This is a genomic window from Paraburkholderia hiiakae, from assembly GCF_904848665.1.
In the GTDB taxonomy this organism is placed as follows: domain Bacteria; phylum Pseudomonadota; class Gammaproteobacteria; order Burkholderiales; family Burkholderiaceae; genus Paraburkholderia; species Paraburkholderia hiiakae.
Map to the genome: position 1 here is coordinate 247,634 of NZ_CAJHCQ010000008.1, position 17,824 is coordinate 265,457.

The window sequence follows — 17,824 nt, forward strand, 5'->3', positions numbered from 1 at the left end:
AAAAAGGCACCCTTGGGTGCCTTTTTTATTACTGATCGAAACAACGCAATCAGATTTCGATCTTCGTTCCGAGTTCGACCACGCGGTTTGCAGGAATACTGAAGAAGTCGGTGGGCTTCGCGGCGTTCTGATGCATCCACGCGAACACACGCTCGCGGAAGATCGACATCCCCGGCAGTTGCGTCGGCACGACCGTCTCGCGCGCGATGAAGAACGATGTATCCATCATCTCGAAGGTCATGTTGTGCGTATGCGCAATGTCTTCGAGCACCGCCTGTACATCGGGCGTTTCGTTGAAGCCGTAATCGGCCTTCGCGAGATAGAGCCCGCCCCCCACATCCTTCACCGTCACGCGTTCGGCGTCCGCCACATACGGAATGTCGCGGATCACGAACGTGAGGAAAATCGTGCGCTCGTGCAACACCTTGTTGTGCTTGAGGTTGTGGAGCAGGCTAACCGGCACGAGCGCCTCGCTGCCCGTGAGGTAGATGGCGGTGCCCGAAACACGATGCGGCGGGTGCGCGAGCAGCCCTTGCAGGAAGGGCATGAGCGGAATACCGTCGGCGGCCGTGCGGTCCTTCACGATCATGCGACCCTTGAACCAGGTCATCAACAGGAAGAACAGCAGCGCGCCGATACCGAGCGGCAGCCAGCCACCCTCCTCGACCTTCAGCAGGTTCGCGCCAAAGAAGCCCAGATCGACGGCGAGCAGCACCGCGATGATGCAGGCGACGAGCGCCTTGTTCCACTTCCACACCTTCGTCATCACGACGGCGACGAGCACCGTGGTGATCACCATCGTCGCGGTCACAGCGATACCGTATGCGGCGGCCAGATTGTCCGAACTCTTGAAGGCGACCACGATACACAGAATGATGAAGAGCAGCATCCAGTTCACGACCGGCACGTAGATCTGGCCGATGGCGAGGTCCGACGTGTGCAGAACCTTCATGCGCGGCACGTAGCCAAGCAGGATGGCCTGACTCGTGAGCGAGTACGCACCCGAGATCACAGCCTGCGAGGCGATCACGGTCGCGACCGTCGAGAGCACGACGAGCGGCAACAAGGCCCATTCAGGCGCGAGCAGGAAGAACGGATTCTCGATCGCACGATGATCCTGCATGAGCAGCGCGCCCTGGCCGAAGTAGTTGAGCACGAGCGAGGGCATCACGAGCGTGTACCAGGCGCAGCGAATCGGCTTCGCGCCGAAGTGGCCCATGTCGGCGTAGAGCGCTTCCGCGCCGGTCAGCACCAGCACCACCGAGCCGAGCACCACGTAGGCCTGCAGCATATGCGCGCCCATGAAGCTGACCGCGTAATACGGACTGAGCGCCGCGATCACGCCAGGCGCCTGCACGATGCGCGAAACGCCGAGCACACCGATCGTGATGAACCAGAGCACCATGATCGGGCCGAACAGGCGGCCGACCAGCGCGGTACCGTGCCGCTGGATCCAGAACAGCAGGATCAGGATCACCATCGTGAACGGCAGCACCAGGTGCGAGAGCTTGGGCGCGGCGATTTCGAGGCCTTCCACCGCCGACATGACCGAGATCGCCGGCGTGATGACCGCATCGCCATAGAACATGCACGCGCCGAAGATGCCGAGTGCCGTGAGCAACGCAGCCGACCTGCTCTTGCGGCTGAACGAGCGCATGGCGAGCGCCATGAGCGCGAGCACGCCGCCCTCGCCGTTGTTGTCGGCGCGCATCACAAGAAGGACGTATTTGACGCTCACGACAATCACGATCGCCCAGAACAGCAACGAAATGACGCCGAGAATGGAAGTGTCGTTGAGCGGAATGCCGTGTGACGGGCTGAACGCCTCTTTCAGCGAATACAGCGGGCTCGTGCCGATGTCGCCGAACACCACGCCGATGGCCGCTACGGCGAGAGTAGGTAGCGGCTGCTTGGCCACGTGTGTGCTAGTTGTCATATACGCGGTAATCCGTTGCGAGGCGGAAAAAACGAGCGCTATTCTAAACCGGGCGGCGGCGGAAACCGAGCGGTCGTCGCGGCACTGCGACACCCCGCTGTCCCCGCGCAGTTTAGCACCGGCCCCAGATGCCGTCTGCCCGCCTGCGCCAACGCTCAGGAACGTGGGCGATGCGCATAAAAAAACGGAGCCATGAAGGCTCCGTCTCTGGATCTGGCCGCTGCGTGTCCGAAGACCCCGGTGGCGGCACAACCCCTACTTACTTCTGCGCGTCTTGCGCTTGCTGCAGACCACGCTTGATCCACGCACCGAGATTGTGCGGGCGCACCGTATCCCACTCTTCGAACGGCTGGTGGATCCACGGATTGGTCGGCAGATGCTGGACGAAATAGTCCGGCGTCACCTTCGAGCAGCCCTTGTACCAGAGCACCGCCGAGCGCACGCCGGTCACGGCCGGGTAACGCTCCTTGAGGTGTTCCTGCACGCGTGCGAGCGTGACGCCCGAATCGACGAGATCGTCGACGAGCAGCACGTTGCCTTCCAGGTGACCCCGCGTCATCGTGATGTACTGCGCGATGTCGAGCTCGCCCTGCTCCGTGCCCGCGGCTTCACGGTACGAGCTGGTTGCGAGAATCGCCAGAGGCAGATCGTAGATGCGCGAGAGCTGGTCGCCCACGCGCAGACCGCCGCGCGCGAGACACAGGATCTGGTCGAACTTCCAGCGCGACTCGTGCACCTTGAGCGCGAGCAGTTCGATCAGCCGGTGATACTCATCCCAGCCAACCCACAGGTTCTTTTCGTCGTTGCGCGGGTCCATCATTTGAATCATTTTTGCTTCTGCCTTCTTCCTACTTAGACCTTGAACGGGTGACGCAGCAGGATCGTTTCGTCGCGATCCGGGCCGGTCGAAACCATGTCGATCGGCACACCGGCGACTTCCTGCACGCGTGTGAGATACGCCTGCGCGCTCTTGGGCAGCGCGTCGAACTGCGTAATGCCGATGGTGCTTTCGTTCCAGCCTTCAAACGTTTCGTAGACCGGCTCGCACGCGGCCACTTGCGTGGCGCCGCGCGGCAGAATGTCCACATCCTTGCCGTCGACCTTGTAGCCGACACAGAGCTTCACTTCGTCGAGACCGTCGAGCACGTCGAGCTTCGTGATGCACAGACCCGTCACGCCGTTGATCTGGATTGAGCGGCGCAGCGCAGCGGCGTCAAGCCAGCCGGTGCGGCGCGGACGGCCCGTGACCGAACCGAATTCCTTGCCGACCTTCGCGAGCGTGAGGCCCACTTCTTCCTGACGACTCGCGTTGTCGGCGTCGTACAGTTCGCTCGGGAACGGGCCCGAACCGACGCGCGTGCAGTACGCCTTGGTGATGCCGAGCACGTAGTTGAGCTTTTGCGGACCGACGCCCGCGCCTGCCGAAGCCGCACCCGCGACGCAGTTGCTCGACGTGACGAACGGATAGGTGCCGTGGTCGATGTCGAGCAGCGTGCCTTGCGCGCCTTCGAACAGCAGATTGCCGCCTTCGTGGTTCACGTCATACAGACGACGCGAAACGTCCGTGACCATCGGCTTCAGGCGATCGGCGTACGAGAGCATCGTGTCGAGCGTTTGCTGATAGTCGACGGCCGGCGCGCCCAGGTACTGCGTGAGCACGAAGTTGTGGTAGTCGAGGTTCTCGCGCAGGCGCTCGGCGAAGGTTTCCGGCTCGAACAGGTCCTGCACGCGCAGACCGCGGCGTGCCACCTTGTCTTCGTAGGCCGGACCGATGCCGCGACCCGTCGTACCGATTTTCGCGGCGCCGCGCTTGGCTTCGCGCGCCTGGTCGATGGCGATGTGGTACGGCAGGATGAGGGTGGTGGCTTCGGAGATGTAGAGGCGCTTCTGGACGTCGATGCCCGCTTCTTCGAGCTCGCCGATTTCCTTGAAGAGCGCTTCAGGCGAAAGCACCACGCCGTTGCCGATGTAGCAGGCGACGCCGGCGCGCATGATGCCCGACGGGATCAGTCGGAGAATGGTCTTCTTGCCGCCGATGATGAGCGTATGGCCGGCGTTGTGACCGCCCTGGAAACGCACCACGCCTTGCGCGTGGTCCGTCAGCCAGTCGACGATCTTGCCCTTGCCCTCATCGCCCCATTGGGTGCCCACGACGACGACATTGCGCCCCGAGGTTACATTCACTGCGCTGGCAGACATGGTGTTTCGTTAGCTGGTTAAAAACGTATTCTACCTGGGTTCAGCGGCAAGGCCGCCTTTTTTTCCCCAGATTCGCGGAATTTCCTTTTGCACTCAACGGCATGCGCAATGCGAAGCTTTCTTTGGCACGCTTGCGTGGCTGCTTCGCGAGCAGCACATATGGCGGCTCGCGTGCGGTATCAGGCGTGCTTTTCGACGACCCAGACACCGTCGCGCTCGATGAGCACGCGGTCGCAGGCGAACTCGTCCATGTCGTGTTCGTGGCCCGGCAGCGCCTGGATCACGACCTCGCCGGCATCGCGCAGCGCGGCGACAGCGGCGCGCAGCGCCTCGTCATGGCGCCACGGCGCGAGGATCGCGCTGCTGCGCGCTTCGACTGGGGAAATACGCGCCACTTCGCGCAAATCGAGCGAGAAGCCCGTTGCCGCGCGGGCGCGGCCGTAGGCCTCACCCACCTTGTCGTAACGGCCGCCACGGGCCACGGCGTTCGGCACGCCGTCCACGTAGGCGGAGAACATCACGCCGCTGTGGTACGCGTAGCCGCCGAGATCCGCGAGGTCGATCATCAGCTCCGCACCCTCGATCTCGCGCATGAGGAACGCGAGATCGTCGAGCGCACGGGCAATGCCCGGCAGCGTCGGCAGACGCGTGCGCGCCTCGTCGATCACGCTCGCGTCGCCGTAGAGCGACGGCAGCGCGCGGAGGGCGTCGCGCGAGGCCGCTTCGAGGTTCTGCGTGAGTTCCGCGAGGCGCGGCACGTCCTTGCCAGCGAGCGCTTCATACAAAGCATCGCCAAGTGCAGCCGCAGCCGGGTCCGCCTCGAAGATCGCCGCGAGCACGCCTGCGTGCGAGAGGTCGAGGCGCACCTTCGCAAGGCCCGCGAGACGCAGCGCATCGAGCATCAGCTGCTGGATTTCGAGGTCGGCTTCGAGGCCCGCGTGACCGTAGATTTCCGCGCCTGTCTGGATCTGTTCGCGCGTGGCGTGCAGGCCGCGCGGGAGCGTGTGCAGCACGTTGCCCGCATAACACAGGCGCGTCACGCCCTGGCGGTTCAAGAGGTGCGCGTCGATGCGCGCGACCTGCGGTGTCATGTCGGCGCGCAACCCGAGCGTGCGGCCCGAGAGCTGATCGACGAGCTTGAACGTGCGCAGGTTCAGGTCGCGCCCACTGCCCACGAGCAGCGACTCGAGATACTCGAGCAACGGCGGCATGACCATTTCGTAGCCATAGGCGCGGAAGCGGTCCAGCAGGCGGCGGCGCAGCTCTTCGATCTTGCGCGCTTCGGACGGCAGCACGTCCGCAATATTCTCGGGGAGTAGCCAGGTCGACATCGGTTGAGTCCTACCACAATGAGGGCCGCGCGCGGCGAAACGCCACGCGGCCCGATAATTCGGAATCCGTCAAAAACGCGGGTCGCACACCGCATCTGAAGACAGTGGCGGCACGAGGCCGTCAGGTCGCCAACATCAGCAGTACGAGGCCGAGCCCCATCACGATGAGCCCGCCGATCCTGATGTGATGCGGCGGCCGTTCCGCGATTTTACGGAATGTGTCGCGCCACGCCGTCGGAAAGACGAACGGGAACATGCCCTCGATAATCAGCATCAGCGCGATCGCGAGCAAGAGGGAGCCAGCTATGTCCATGCGAAGGAAGACGCCGCGCAGTGCGCGGCGCGTGTGTCTCGTTTTGTCTAGTGTTTGCGCGGGGTGGCGGAAGCCGGAGCGTCATTTCCGCCATTCGCGCCGCCGTTCGGACCACGCATGAAGCGGAAGAAGTCGCTCGACGAATCGACCACGATGACGTCGCCGGGCCGGAAGCTCTCACGGTACGCGAGCATGCTCTGATAGAACCGGTAGAAGTCCGGGTCGCGCCCGAACGCCTCGGCGGCAATCGCGGCAGCCTTGCCGTCACCCTCGCCCTTGATCGCTTGCGCCTGGGCATAGGCGTCGGCCAGCACGCCCTGCTGCTTGCGCTCCGCGTCGTCCTTGATCTGCTGCGCCTCGGCAGCGCCCTTCTCGCGAATCTCGGCCGCAGCCTGCTCGCGCGCGGCGCTCATGCGCTTGAACACCGTCTGCGCCAGCTCCGGAGGGTAATCGACGCGCGTGAGTTCGATCGCGATCACGTCGATGCCGAGCGGCGCCGCGGTTTGCCTGAGCGCGTCGCGCGCGCCGTTGGCGATGGCTTCCTGCTGCGCCAGCGCCTCGGTGAGCGTGACTTTCGAGAACGCGTCGCCGAGCGCGTCGCGCGACAGCGAAGCGAGACGGTCGGAAAGCGTCTGCGCATCGCCCTTCGTGGCCGCGAAAAGCTTGAGCGGATCGGAAATGCGATAACGCACGACCGGGTTCACCAGCAGCTCGGTCTTGTCCGACGTCGTGTAACGGTCGGCATCGGGCGCGTCGAACGCCTGGATGCGCGTGTCGATGAACGTAACAGTCTGGAACGGCGGCGGCAGCTTCACGTGCAGCCCAGGACCGGCGAGCGTGGCGTTGGCCCCACCCGACGAGGAAATGATGGCGACGTGGCGCGGATCGACCATGAAGACGGCCGACGACGCAACCAACACGACAACCACGACGGCAACGACGAGCGCAATGATCTTGTTCATAGTGGCGCTCCCCTTATTGCACGTCGCTTTCGCGGCCGCGCGAGCGGAACGCATCGCGCGAACGGAAGGCGTCGCTCGCGGCGGCTGCCGCGTCGCTAGCCGTGGTTGCGGGAGCTGCGCCCTGCTGCTGTACGCCCTGTAGTGCGCCTTGCTGCTGTACGCCTGGTTGCGCGCCTTGCTGTGAGTCGCTGCTGGCTGCCGGAGCGGAAGTCGCATTGGCGTCCGAAGCCGCGCCGGCCGTTGCCGCACCGGCACCAGTGCCCGAAGCCGCAGCCGCGCCCGTTGCGCCTGCCGCCACGGCGGCGCGCTGACGTGTCGTGTCAACGAGCTTGTCGAGTGGCAGGTAAATCACGTTGTTACCCGACTTGCTGTCGACGAACACTTTCGTCGCATTCGAATAGATGTGCTGCATCGTCTCGAGATACATGCGCTCGCGAATCACAGCCGGCGCCTTCGCATATTGTTCGTAGACCTGCGTGAACCGTTGCGCGTCGCCCTGCGCCTGCGAAACCACGCGTTCACTGTACGCCTTGGCTTCATCGATGAGACGCGCCGCGTCGGTCTGTGCGCGCGGCAGCAACTGGTCGGCATAGGCCTGCGCGTCGCGCTTCGCGCGGTCGCGGTCCTGGCGCGCCTTGGCTTCGTCGTCGAGTGCCGCCTGCACCTGATCGGGCGCCGAGACGCTCTGGATCGCCACGCCAGTCACGCCAAGGCCCGTCTTGTACTCGTCGAGCGCGTGCTGGATCGTGTCGGCAAGCTGGGCGCGAATCGGCTCACGGTCAGCGTAAAGCATGTCGTTCGTGCTGCGCGCGCCCACCACGGTGCGCACCGCCGCCTGCGCGGCCTGCGTGACAGTGAGGTCGGGATCGACGCTGCGGAACAGGTAGTCGGTTGGCTGCTTGACCTGGTACTGCACGGTAAAGCGCACGTTGAGTATGTCGCCGTCGTGCGTGATAACCGCGGCGTCCTTCACATTTGCAGGACGCACAAGGTTACTGCGACCGATCTCGACGGTGCGGATCTGGCCGACATTGACGATTTCATGCGTCTGGAACGGATACGGCATGCGCCAGTGCACGCCCTGACCCACCGTGTGGCGATACTGGCCGAACTGCAGCACGACGCCGGCCTGCCCTTCCTGAACGACGAACACACCGCTTCCCACGTAGATCGCAATGAGCACGCCGAGCACGATGCCCACGCCGATACGCGCGCCATGGCCATTGTCCGGGCGCGGCCCGAAGCCGCCCGGACCCTTGCCCTTGCGGCCGAAGAAAGCGGACACGCGGCGGTTGAAGTCGCGCCACATTTCGTCGAGATCCGGCGGACCATCGCCCTTGTCGCCGTTGCCACCCTTGTTGCCGTTATTGCCCGGCGGGCGCCGCCCGTCGTCAGAACGCTGGCCATTGCCGTCGCCTCGACCCCAACGCGGGTCGTTCAGCGAGAAAATGGCGCGTGCGCGCTGCCAGCCAGTCCGCTTGTTGTAATCGTTCACCTGTGTTCGTTCACCAGAGTAGACAGCGGGTCAATTGCGTGCGGATTCCATCGGAGCCGCGGGGCCGGCCTTGTGTGCAAGACAATGCCGGACGCGCTTCAGCGCTCGTGTTCGGGTTCCCAGCGAGGTTCTTCCTGCACCGCGCTCCGGTCTGCGGCCAGGGACTGCGACGCATCGGCAAGCGGCTCGGCAGTCGCGATTTCGGCGATGGCGGAGCGCAGCGCATCCAGTCCGACACCCGTGCGTGCGCTCAAAAAGACGCGCGAAATATTACCATATTCATCACGCTCGACCGTTCCGCCGCGGGCCGCCAGTTCTGGCACGGCGTCGATCTTGTTGAAGACCAGCACCTGGCGGATCGTGTCCGCGCCGATATCGTGCAGCACCTTATTCACCTGGTCGATCTGGTCGAGGCGCACGGCGCTCGACGCATCCACCACGTGCAGCAGCAGGTCGGCCTGAACCGTTTCCTGCAGCGTCGCGCGAAACGCAGCGACGAGCTGGTGAGGCAGTTCGCGGATGAACCCCACGGTATCGGACAGCACGATCTGGCCCACTTCGTCACCGAGCCAGACGCGCCGCGAGGTCGTGTCGAGCGTCGCGAACAGCTGGTCGGCGGCGTAGGCCTGCGCCTTCGTGAGCGCATTGAAGAGCGTGGACTTCCCGGCATTCGTGTAGCCCACGAGCGACACCGACATCGTGCGGTTGCGCTCGCGCTGACGCCGCTGCGTGCCGTGCTGGCGACGCAGTTTCGCAAGCTTGCCCTGCAACATCTTGATGCGCTCACCGATCAACCGGCGGTCGGTTTCGAGCTGTGTTTCGCCTGGGCCGCGCAGGCCGATACCGCCCTTCTGGCGCTCAAGGTGAGTCCAGGCGCGCACGAGGCGTGTGGCGAGGTATTGCAGCTGCGCGAGTTCGACCTGCAGCTTGCCTTCATGGCTGCGTGCGCGCTGGGCGAAGATGTCGAGGATGAGGCTCGTGCGATCCACCACGCGACGATTGAGCGCGCGCTCCAGGTTCCGTTGCTGGGCGGGCGACAGCGCGTGATTGAAGATGACGATTTCGATGTCGTTCGCTTCACACGCGAGACGCAGTTCCTCGGCCTTGCCGCTGCCGATGAACATGGCGGCGTCGGGGCTGGAGCGTCGCCCGGTGAGCGTGACAGCGGGAGTGGCGCCCGCGCTTTTGGCGAGCAGGCTGAGTTCTTCGAGACTGGCTTCGAAGTCGGTCTTGCCGAAGTCGATGCCGACGAGTGCGGCGTTGATCAAATTAGAGGATGTCAAAATGAAAGCGGCCGGACCAGAGCAGCCTGCGAGGCGCCCCGGACCGACCGCGTCATGGGTCAGGACGCTTCCGTATCCGGGTGGAAGTTCACCGGGCGGGCCGGAACCACCGTGGAGATGGCGTGCTTGTAAACCATTTGCGTAACCGTATTACGGAGCAACACGACGTACTGGTCGAAAGATTCGATGTTCCCTTGAAGCTTGATGCCGTTGACCAGATAGATCGAAACAGGCACGTGCTCCTTGCGCAGCGCGTTCAGAAACGGGTCTTGTAACAATTGCCCTTTGTTGCTCATAGCAAACTCCGTATTTTTTTGCAGGTTTAACTTATATTGGGGTGAAGAAAAAGAAATCCACCACCAATCGCTACACTATAGCTGATTCTCGTTCCCCCGCGCGGTTCCGGGCGGTTCGGCCAGGCGGCCTTTGCGGGGTAGCGAACGCTATTCAGCAACAGCCTAGTTTTTCTCGGTATAGGGATTCGTCGAGGAGCGAAACTCTATGCGCAATGGAGTGCCGGTAAGCGAGAAAGTTTCCCGGAAGCGGTTCTCCAGATAGCGCTTGTAGGTTTCCGTTACGGCGTCGAGTGCATTGCCGTGAATAACGATAATGGGCGGGTTCTGTCCCCCCTGGTGTGCATAGCGCAGCTTCGGACGCACCGGGCCGCGACGGCGCGGCTGCTGGAACTCCACGGCTTCGATAAGCGCGCGCGTGAGTTTAGGCGTGGGCAACTTCGCCATGGCGGCGGCATAGGCGTCGTCCACCGAGCGCATCAGCGGTCCGATGCCGAACTTCTCCGTCGCCGAGATGAAGCGCATTTCCGCGAAGTCGAGGAACTTCAGCTTGCGCTGCAAGTGGTGCTTGGTGCGATCGCGCGCGTGGTCGTCCATACCGTCCCACTTGTTCACGCCGACCACCAGCGCACGGCCCTGTTCCACCACAAAGCCCGCGATATGCGCGTCCTGGTCCGAGATTTCCTGCTGCGCATCGAGCAGCAAAATCACCACGTTGGCGTCGGCGATCGACTGCAGCGTCTTCACCACCGAGAACTTCTCGATCGCTTCGAACACCTTGCCGCGGCGGCGCAGACCTGCCGTGTCGATCAACGTGTACTTCTTGCCGTTGCGCTCGAAATCCACGTAGATCGAATCGCGCGTCGTGCCCGGCATGTCAAACGCGATCACGCGGTCTTCGCCGATCAGCGTATTGACGAGCGTCGACTTGCCCACGTTCGGGCGGCCGACGATCGCGATCTTGATGCCGTGCTTCGCGGCGTCCTCTTCGCTTTCCTCGGGCTGGTCGGCGTACGCCTTTTCAAGCGCCTCGTTGATCATTTCCGTCACGCCGTCGCCGTGCGCCGCGGAAATCGCGCGCGGGTCGCCGAGACCGAGTTCATAGAAGTCGGCAGCAACCGCGCTGTACTTCATGCCCTCGGCCTTGTTCACGACGAGGAAGATCGGCCGGCCGGTCTTGCGCAGGTAATCGGCGATGTGCTTGTCCTGGGGCGCAAGACCATTGCGGCCGTCGCAAATGAACACGACGATATCGGACTCCTCCACAGCCTGGCGCGTCTGGCGCGCCATCTCGTGCAGGATGCCGTCCTTGGCCACCGGCTCGAAGCCGCCGGTGTCGACCACGAGATACGGGCGATCGCCCGTGCGCCCTTCACCGTAGTGACGGTCGCGCGTGAGGCCAGGCAGGTCGGCAACCAGCGCATCGCGCGAACGCGTGAGCCGGTTGAACAGCGTGGATTTCCCCACATTGGGGCGCCCGACGAGGGCGATTACGGGTTTCATCTGATCTTTTCTACAGTAATGCGCAGCGCCGGAGAATCCGGCGCGCTGCGCGGCAAACCCTGCGCCTGCGGGGCTGCATCAGTTGCAAATTATCACGAAATTCACGAGCCGGGCCGCGGCCCGCAGCCGAAAGCGCAACGCGACCGGGGCTGGACGCCGCGCAACCGCCAGGCGGCGGTAACGGTGAACGGCGGGGTCGTGCGCGCCACCGTCCTAAAATGCGCATGGCCGGCTTGAGCCGGCCCGCGGGTGAGGCATCGGAACCTGCCGGCTCCGGCGCCTTGTGCATCTGCATGCATCAGAGCGCCGCACGTGAGGCGCCACCAACTACTTTTGCCTACAGTGCGCGTGCTTGCCTTGTACACCGGCCGCGCGGGCCGGCATGATGCGCATCTGCGGCGCGTCCTGAAGGAGCCGCCGCAGCCGACGCAGCTTAATGCGGACGCAGACCGTACAGGTCGCCGTCCTTCGTCTGCACGACCAGCGTGTTGCCCGCGAGCACCGGCGCGGCCGTGATCGGGCTGCCGTCGGTCTTCACGCGCGAGACGAAGCTGCCGTCGTCGAGCGAGAGGAAATGCACGTAGCCCTGATAGTCGCCGAGCACGACCGCATGGCCCAGCAATGCGGGCACGCTCACGTCGCGGCTCTTGAGTTTCTCGTTCGTCCAGGTCGGCTCGCCCGTCGAAACGCTGAACGCCTTCACGACCGACCAGTCGTCGCCGCCCACTACCGTGGATTCATCCTGAGCGATACCGCTCGTGCTCGAGAACGCCTTTTGCCACATCGGACGCCCCGAATTGGCATCGAAGCAGCCAAGCTGACCCTGGAACGTGACCGCGCAGGTCGTAGCGCCTACCAGCGTGGGCGGACCGCTAACGTCATTGATGCGCTCGACTTCGGTCACGCCCTTCGGGTACGAGACCGGCGTTTCCCAGAAGGCGTCGCCGCTTTGCAGGTTGATCGCCGCGAACGAGCCACCCGGGAAGCCGGCCAGCACGGCCTGGTCGCCCGCGAACGTCATGCCCGCCGACACGCGCAGATTCAGCGGCACGGCGCGGTTGCGGTAGATCCACTTCTGCTCGCCCGTCTGGCCGTTGAACGCGACGATCTGCCCATCGATTGTGCGCACGATCACGAGGCCGTTGCCGACGAGCGGCGGCGAGATGATCTCGCCCGGCGCCTTGGCCTGCCACGAGAGCTTGCCGTTCGAGTCGAGCACGTAGACATCGCCCTTCAGGCCGCCGACAGCCGTGAGATTACCGTCGCTACCCACGCCCGCCGAGAGGTCGTCCTTGAGCTTGGTGCGCCAGATGTCCTTGCCCGAAGCGGCGTCGATCTTCGCGACAGAGCCATTCTCGCCCGCTGCGTAGACGGCGTCGCCCACGGCGACCGGCGCGAACAGATAGCGGCCGGCCTTGCCGACACTCGACGTCCACACCTGCTGGACATCCAGCGCCGGCTTGAATTCGGTCAGCGGCACCGGCACGCGGCGCACGTCTTTCGTCGATGAGCAGGCTGCGAGAGCCAGGACGGTCATCGCGAGAGCGACGGGCACAACGGTTCGTTTCAGCAGATTCATCGGTGAACGACGCATGAATGAAGTTGGTTTGAATGGTTTCGCAATGCTGCGCGCACGCGGGGCACGCTTCGCAACTCGGCCGGCAACTTAACCGCCGAGCGCATCCAGCTTGAACTGGATCAGCTGGCGCTCGGAAGCGTCGCTCTTCGGCAGGCTGTCGAGGGCCAGTTTGTAGGCCGCGCGCGCGTCGTCGCGCTTGCCGGCCGCAGCCAGCAGATCGCCGCGACCGTCGGCCACAATGCCCTTGAACGGACCCGAATCGGGTTGCGGAATCAGCGCGAGGCCCTGATCGTAGGCCTTTTCGTCGAGCAGGAGCGAAGCGAGACGCAGCTTTGCGACCTGGCGAAATTCGTCGTCCTTCGCGTGGTCGGAGGCCCATTGCAGCTGCGCTTTCGCGCCCGCGGTGTCACCCGACATATAGAGTGCCTTGGCCACGCCAAGCGCCGTCATCTGCGCGTACGCCGTGCCGCCGAAGCGATCTTCCATATCGGACGCCACGCGCGTGAGCATGGCCTTGTCGCTGCTGTTCGCGGCCTGCTGCACCTGGTCATACAGCACAGCGGCTTCGGCCGCCTGGCGGCGCTGCCAGAAGTTCCAGCCGTTCCACGCAGCGAGCGCGAGCAGAACGATCAGCACGACCCACGTAGCGGCGTTACCCCACTGCCCCCACCATGCCTTGAAGCTCTCGATCGATTCCTGTTCGTCGTGGTAACTCATCGCGTAGCGATTCCTCGTTTATTCTGAAGCCTGTTTTCGAATGCGCAGCGAACTGGGCAACCCCCGTGGGGCGGCCCCATTAATCGTCGCCGTCTTCGGCGGATGCAACCATCGCATTGATCAGATATTCGGTCAAGTCCTCAAGCGCTACCGTTTGTTGCTCGCTGCGGGCCTCTGCGGCGGTGCCGCGCAGCGCCTTCACACCGGCCTCGCCCTTGGCCACTTCGTCCTCGCCGAGCACCACGGCAAAAGCCGCGCCGCTCGCATCCGCACGCTTCATCTGCGACTTGAAGCTAGCGTTCTGACCGTCGGCACTGCAATGCAAAATAACGTCGAGGCCCGTGTCGCGCAGACGCTCTGCCACGATGAACGCCTTCTCGCGAGCGGCGTCGCCCTGGTGGACAACGTAGACATCGCAACCTTCTTCTTCCGGCACGAGGTCTTCCTCCTTGAGCAATTCGAGAATGCGCTCGATGCCCATGGCCCAGCCGCACGCTGCCGTCGGCTTGCCGCCCAGTTGCTCGATCAACGGATCGTAACGGCCGCCCGCCGCGACCGTACCCTGCGCGCCGAGCTTGTCGGTCACCCACTCGAACACGGTCAGATTGTAGTAATCGAGACCGCGCACGAGCCGCGGGTTGATCTTGAACGGAATGTTGTTCGACTTGAGAATGCGCTGCAGCCCATCGAAGTGCGCGCGCGAATCCTCGCCGAGGAAGTCGATCAGCTTCGGCGCCTTGTCCGCGATCTCCTGCAGCGCGGGATTCTTCGTGTCGAGCACACGCAACGGGTTCGTGTAGAGACGGCGCTTGCCGTCTTCGTCAAGCAGATCGACGTGCTGCTCAAGATACTTGATGAGCTCGACGCGATGCGCCGCACGCTCTTCGGCCACGCCGAGCGAGTTGATCTCGAGCTTGATGCCGGTGAGGCCGAGATCGTCCCAGAGGCGCTGGCACATCAGGATGATTTCTGCGTCCGCATCGGGGCCCGCGAAACCGAGCGCCTCGACGCCCACCTGATGGAACTGGCGATAGCGGCCGCGCTGCGGACGCTCGTGACGGAACATCGGGCCGATATACCACAGGCGCTTCGGACCGTCGTAGAGCATGTTGTGCTCGATCGACGCACGCACGGCCGCGGCCGTGCCTTCCGGGCGCAGCGTGAGGTTCTCGCCGTTGAGCGCGTCGGTGAAGCTGTACATCTCTTTCTCGACGATGTCGGTCACTTCGCCGATGCCGCGCGTAAAGAGCTGCGTATGCTCGACGATCGGCGTGCGGATATTTTGATAGCCGTACGAACGAAGCAGCGATTTCACCGTGGTTTCGAAGAATTCCCACAGCCCTGCCTCCTGCGGCAGGATGTCGTTCATGCCCTTCACGCCCGTGAGCTTTTCGGGCTTGCGCTTTTGTTCAGTCATTGCGTTGCGTATTGGCTTTATTCGGTTGTGCGTATCGAGACTGCAAGCGAACTACAAGCGGATCGACCGCCTGGCTCACTGCGTCGCTTCGGCCTTGCCGTACTTGCGCGCGACGTAGTCGCTCACGATCTGCTGGAATTCTTCGGCGATGCGCTCGCCGCGCAGCGTCTTCACCTTCTCGCCGTCGATAAAGACCGGGGCCGCGGGGTTCTCGCCGGAGCCCGGCAGACTGATGCCGATGTTCGCGTGCTTCGACTCACCCGGGCCGTTCACGATGCAGCCCATCACGGCGACGTTCATCGTCTCGACGCCAGGATACTCGTCGCGCCAAAGCGGCATCTGCGCACGCAGATAGCTCTGGATCTGCGAAGCCAGTTCCTGGAACAGCGTGCTGGTCGTGCGGCCGCAGCCGGGGCAAGCGATGACCATCGGCGTGAACGAGCGCAGGCCCATGGTCTGCAGGATCTCCTGGCCGACCACGACTTCGCCCGTGCGCGCGCCGCCCGGTTCCGGCGTCAGCGAGATGCGGATCGTGTCGCCAATACCCTGCTGGAGCAGCACGGAAAGCGCCGCCGTCGAAGCGACGATGCCCTTCGAGCCCATGCCCGCTTCCGTGAGCCCCAGGTGCAGCGCGAAGTCACAGCGCTGGGCGAGTTCCTGGTAGACGGCGATCAGGTCCTGCACGCCGCTCACCTTGCACGAGAGGATGATCTTGTCGCGGCCAAGGCCGAGTTCGACTGCGCGTTCCGCCGAGCCGATGGCAGACTGAATGAGCGCTTCGTACATGACGCTTTGCGCTTCCCACGGTTCCTTGCGCGCGCCGTTCTCGTCCATCATGCGCGCGAGCAGGTCCTGGTCGAGGCTGCCCCAGTTCACGCCGATACGCACCGGCTTGTCGTACTTGATGGCCGCTTCGATCATCTGCGCGTACTGCGTGTCGCGCTTCGCGCCCTGGCCCACGTTGCCCGGGTTGATACGGTACTTCGAGAGCGACTCCGCGCAAGCGGGATAGTCGCGCAGCAGCAGGTGGCCGTTGTAGTGGAAGTCGCCGACGAGCGGCACCATCACGCCCATGCGGTCGAGCTGCTCGCGGATATGAGGCACGGCCGCCGCGGCTTCCGGCGTGTTGACCGTGATACGCACGAGTTCCGAGCCCGCCTGCGCGAGTTCCTTGATCTGGATCGCGGTGCCGATGGGATCCGCGGTGTCGGTGTTGGTCATCGACTGCACGCGCACCGGCGCGTCGCCGCCGATCGTCACCAGCTGGCCGCCCCAGCGCACATGCACGGCGTGCGACTTGCGGCGCGGCGCGTGGCCGCCGAGGACCGGCTCGGTCGAGCAGATCTGACTGTTGCTGGTCGAGGATTGCGTTTCGCTTTGCATCGAAAAACCCATTTACGCCTCACGCGCGCTTTTCGCCGATTAGTCGGCGACGGCACTGCGTGAATTGAAAAAGCGTCGCGGCCGGCAATGAGACTTGCCCGGCCGCGACGCATGCCATGTCTTGATCAGGGCAGCACGAAGCGCGCAACGTTGCCGCGCGCCGACGCGTACTTCGACGTGTCGACCGGTTGGCCGTCGATGGTCATCGACTCGATGCCGGCCTTGTTGCCCACTGTGACCTTGAGCGGCTCGGTGCCGGTGATCTCACGCGCGTCGCTGCCGTGAATCATGCCCGAGAAAACTTCCTTGCCATCCTTCTGGCGCACGTTGACCCAGGTGTCCTGCGTCACGCGAATCGCAAACGTCGAGGTGTCCGCGCCATTGTCGGCGGCCGCGTTCTGGGCTGCCGCGGCGGCCGGTACGCTCGCCGCCTGGGCGCGCGCAGCGCTTGCCGCGTTGGCAACGGCAGCAGCCGGCGCTGCGCTTGCAGCGGCGGGCTTCGCGGCCTGGGGTGCGGGCTGCGTTGCCGGCTGTGTCGCGGGCTGTGTCGCTTGAGGTGCCGGTTGCGCAGCCTGTGGCGCCGCTTGCGGTGCGCTCGCCGCCGCACCTTGATCGGGCGCGGCATTGGCGTTGTCGCCCGCGTCGTTTGCGTCGCCGGCTTGCGGGGTAGCGGACTGGTCAGCGCCCTCGACGGTCGAAGCACCTGCGCTACCGGTCGCAACGCCCTGCGTCACCGTGGGCGACGACGCGCCCGGTTGCACGCTGGCGCCGTTTGCCATCGCCTTCAGGCGAGCAAACCACGCCGACGATTCGCCGCTGTTCGTGTGCCACATGGAAAGTGCGAGCACCGCGACCACGATGATCGCCACGCCCCACAGCCACGAGGCGCGGCGGCGCGGCGCGCGCGCACCACTGCCGCCGAGCGAGAGCGACACGCGGCCGCGCGGCAGATCGGAGCCTGCCGAAGCGGGCATCGACAGATCCGGCTGCGCAATGCCGCGCTCGCGGCGCAGCGCCTGCGTGAACGGCGCCGGATCGGCGCCGAGCAGCTTCGCGTAGGCGCGCACCACGCCCAACGCGAACGTCGTGTCCGGCAGATGGCTGATGTCGCCTGCTTCGAGTTCGCGCAGCTTCGATACCGCTACTTTCAGGCGCGCCGAGACATCTTCGATCGCCCAACCCTTGGCCTCGCGCAGCTGCGCAAGACGCGCGCCGGCCGCGGCCAGCGTGTCGGGCACTGCCTGCACCGGCGAGGGCGTCGCGCCCGGCGCCGAACGACCTGCGTTGCTGTCAGTTCCGTCTGTCCCGAAAGGGTGCTGCGGCTCGCTCATCCCAAAGTCCTTGCGTCGATTCTTTTCAATACTGGAACCGGTGGGGCGCGTCGCGCCCCGCCTCTACCCGATTCGCAGACCG

At 64.4% G+C, this 17,824-nt stretch carries 15 protein-coding genes; all 15 read right to left on the bottom strand.

Features of this window, described 5'->3' with window-relative positions:
- Positions 1-49 precede the first annotated feature (49 nt).
- Positions 50-1,936: a potassium transporter Kup gene (locus JMY28_RS17760; RefSeq protein WP_201697215.1), complete on the bottom strand. Its 1,887-nt coding sequence runs from the start codon at positions 1,934-1,936 to the stop codon at positions 50-52.
- A 259-nt stretch (positions 1,937-2,195) separates the two neighbouring features.
- Complete coding sequence (locus JMY28_RS17765) at positions 2,196-2,765, bottom strand: phosphoribosyltransferase (RefSeq protein WP_201697216.1); 570 nt, start codon at positions 2,763-2,765, stop codon at positions 2,196-2,198.
- Between the two features lie 23 nt (positions 2,766-2,788).
- Entirely contained in the window at positions 2,789-4,135 is a 1,347-nt protein-coding gene (locus JMY28_RS17770; RefSeq protein ID WP_201697217.1) for an adenylosuccinate synthase, read from the bottom strand.
- A gap of 179 nt (positions 4,136-4,314) precedes the next feature.
- Positions 4,315-5,466: an ATP phosphoribosyltransferase regulatory subunit gene (locus JMY28_RS17775; RefSeq protein ID WP_201697218.1), complete on the bottom strand. Its 1,152-nt coding sequence runs from the start codon at positions 5,464-5,466 to the stop codon at positions 4,315-4,317.
- Positions 5,467-5,587: 121 nt separating this feature from the next.
- Complete coding sequence (locus JMY28_RS17780) at positions 5,588-5,779, bottom strand: DUF2065 domain-containing protein (RefSeq protein WP_028210024.1); 192 nt, start codon at positions 5,777-5,779, stop codon at positions 5,588-5,590.
- Between the two features lie 47 nt (positions 5,780-5,826).
- The gene (gene hflC, locus JMY28_RS17785; RefSeq protein WP_201697219.1) at positions 5,827-6,741 is read right to left on the bottom strand and encodes a protease modulator HflC; all 915 of its coding nucleotides are present in this window, start codon (positions 6,739-6,741) and stop codon (positions 5,827-5,829) included.
- Positions 6,742-6,754: 13 nt separating this feature from the next.
- Positions 6,755-8,236, bottom strand: a complete 1,482-nt coding sequence (hflK, locus tag JMY28_RS17790) for an FtsH protease activity modulator HflK (RefSeq protein ID WP_201697220.1) — start codon at positions 8,234-8,236, stop codon at positions 6,755-6,757.
- 98 nt (positions 8,237-8,334) lie between these two features.
- Positions 8,335-9,519, bottom strand: a complete 1,185-nt coding sequence (gene hflX / locus JMY28_RS17795; protein WP_236596908.1) for a GTPase HflX — start codon at positions 9,517-9,519, stop codon at positions 8,335-8,337.
- A gap of 59 nt (positions 9,520-9,578) precedes the next feature.
- Positions 9,579-9,815, bottom strand: a complete 237-nt coding sequence (hfq, locus tag JMY28_RS17800) for an RNA chaperone Hfq (RefSeq protein ID WP_027793540.1) — start codon at positions 9,813-9,815, stop codon at positions 9,579-9,581.
- A 162-nt stretch (positions 9,816-9,977) separates the two neighbouring features.
- Positions 9,978-11,315: a ribosome biogenesis GTPase Der gene (der, locus tag JMY28_RS17805; RefSeq protein ID WP_201697221.1), complete on the bottom strand. Its 1,338-nt coding sequence runs from the start codon at positions 11,313-11,315 to the stop codon at positions 9,978-9,980.
- A 433-nt stretch (positions 11,316-11,748) separates the two neighbouring features.
- Positions 11,749-12,894: an outer membrane protein assembly factor BamB gene (bamB, locus tag JMY28_RS17810; protein ID WP_201697222.1), complete on the bottom strand. Its 1,146-nt coding sequence runs from the start codon at positions 12,892-12,894 to the stop codon at positions 11,749-11,751.
- An 87-nt stretch (positions 12,895-12,981) separates the two neighbouring features.
- Positions 12,982-13,611, bottom strand: a complete 630-nt coding sequence (locus JMY28_RS17815) for a YfgM family protein (RefSeq protein WP_201697223.1) — start codon at positions 13,609-13,611, stop codon at positions 12,982-12,984.
- A 79-nt stretch (positions 13,612-13,690) separates the two neighbouring features.
- Complete coding sequence (gene hisS, locus JMY28_RS17820; RefSeq protein ID WP_201697224.1) at positions 13,691-15,028, bottom strand: histidine--tRNA ligase; 1,338 nt, start codon at positions 15,026-15,028, stop codon at positions 13,691-13,693.
- A 75-nt stretch (positions 15,029-15,103) separates the two neighbouring features.
- Complete coding sequence (gene ispG, locus JMY28_RS17825) at positions 15,104-16,411, bottom strand: flavodoxin-dependent (E)-4-hydroxy-3-methylbut-2-enyl-diphosphate synthase (protein WP_201697287.1); 1,308 nt, start codon at positions 16,409-16,411, stop codon at positions 15,104-15,106.
- 125 nt (positions 16,412-16,536) lie between these two features.
- Positions 16,537-17,742, bottom strand: coding sequence for a helix-turn-helix domain-containing protein (locus JMY28_RS17830; protein ID WP_201697225.1), 1,206 nt, complete (start codon positions 17,740-17,742; stop codon positions 16,537-16,539).
- Positions 17,743-17,824 lie beyond the last annotated feature (82 nt).